Below are 1,630 nucleotides of genomic sequence, written 5' to 3'. Positions count from 1 at the left end.
CAGTCAGACTGGGCAACACCCATGTCCAGCTCGCCGGTACGAATGGTGTTGATGTTGTAAACCGAACCACCAGTGGATTCGACCGAGCAACGAATACCGTGCTCTTTGCGATCCTTGTTGACCAGGCGGCAGATCGCGCCACCAGTCGGATAGTACACACCGGTCACACCACCAGTGCCGATGGTGATGAAACGGTTTTCCTGTGCCGAGGCCTGACCGGAAAACAGTGAAGCACCAGCAATTGCAGCGACTGCACCCGCTACAGCGATAAGTTTTTTCATAAGGATTCGCTCCCTTTTTACACCCTATTATTAGGCATTCTCAGCGTTCGACATCGAACAACTGAATTTAACGGAAACATCAGAAGAATCAGATGTTTCGGCGGCGGGATTATAGTGTCCGACACGTCGGAATAAAAGCCTATAACCCCGAATTCTCCCTGAGGAATCAGGTATTCCTTCATTTTTTCTTGTTCGCGAGCCCGTTTTACCAGATGGGCTGCATGATTTGACGGGCCTGTTGACCTGTTGCGATTTTGCGTCCCATCAGGATCGCACCATCGTGCGCTTGGGCAATCAGTTCAGCATTGTTCGAAGCAGGCGATCCGTCAACCCTAAGGTGATTGTTTTCGAACCCGATGCGCGCATGCCCACCCAGTCCCGCACCGGTCAGAATGCAGGCATTCTCGTAACGACCAAACGCACACAGCATCCATTCCGACACATACCGACTGGTTCCGATAAATGGCAAAAGATCATAAGGTTCTGATACCTGCCCCGCTGTATAACGCCCCAGCACAAACAGAACCGGAAACTTGTCACCGGGCAGGACACCAATTTCAACGAGTTGATTGAAGCGCGCGACATCTTCGGGCACATACAGGATCAGCTGTGGTGCGATTTTGGCTTCGCGCATGAATTCAAAGAATGATTTCAACGCATTGAGGTCTGCATCCAACGGCGCAATTTCGCGAATGGCAATGGAAACGGCTTCGGGCACAAGGCTCCTGATCGCCTCCATCTGCTGTTGTGCTGTGTAGATGCCCACCGCCTCGGTCGTAACCTGCAGCAGCATGTCGTCGCCAACCGATGATCTCACCTCCGCCAGCATTTCACGATACCGGCCAACATCAAGGCTGTGTTTTTGATCTTCATCGCGAACATGCAGATGCATCATTGCCGCACCAGCGGCCTTGCATTCTGCCGCCGTTTTGGCGACCTCAGCCGGTGTGATCGGAATGTTCGGCAAATCGCTTTTTGTCTTGCGCGCGCCGTTCGGTGCCGATGCAATTAAAAACGGCTTGTCGCCATGTGCCATTATGCCAGCCCCTCTGCCGTAAACACATCATCAAGCGCACTTGAAAACAACTCGACGATCTTGGTGACGTCGTTTTCATTGATGATAAAGGCCGGCGCGAACAGAACATGGTCACCGCGCACGCCATCAATCGTGCCGCCCATGGGATAAGCCATCAGACCGCGCGCAAACGCGGCCTTCTTGATCTTGGCATTGATTTTAAGGGCCGGGTCAAACGGTTCCTTGGTTTCACGATCTGCGACAAGCTCCACACCACGAAACAGACCGCGACCACGAATATCACCAACAAACGGATGCTGACCCAGTTTTGCCT

The 1,630-nt window shown here is 52.8% G+C and carries 2 protein-coding genes and 1 pseudogene; all 3 read right to left on the bottom strand.

The window, feature by feature from the left end:
• The coding region (locus tag B2R48_RS01570) for a TAXI family TRAP transporter solute-binding subunit (RefSeq protein ID WP_296996980.1) at positions 1–281 on the bottom strand (281 nt) is incomplete at its 3' end.
• Positions 282–486: 205 nt separating this feature from the next.
• Complete coding sequence (locus tag B2R48_RS01565; RefSeq protein WP_296996977.1) at positions 487–1,317, bottom strand: 3-keto-5-aminohexanoate cleavage protein; 831 nt, start codon at positions 1,315–1,317, stop codon at positions 487–489.
• A pseudogene (locus B2R48_RS01560) lies at positions 1,317–1,630 on the bottom strand (aspartate aminotransferase family protein); the annotation flags it as partial. The gene B2R48_RS01565 and the pseudogene B2R48_RS01560, both read right to left, overlap by 1 nt.

Source organism: Thalassospira sp. UBA848, from assembly GCF_002295455.1.
GTDB lineage: Bacteria > Pseudomonadota > Alphaproteobacteria > Rhodospirillales > Thalassospiraceae > Thalassospira.
Note: the sequence above shows the minus strand (reverse complement) of the source record. Positions and strands in the feature narration are given on the sequence as shown.

Bases quoted from the DNA above. Each gene is read 5' to 3' on its own strand.
- B2R48_RS01565 (WP_296996977.1), bottom strand. From the start codon at position 1,317: ATGGCACATGGCGACAAGCCGTTTTTAATTGCATCGGCACCGAACGGC.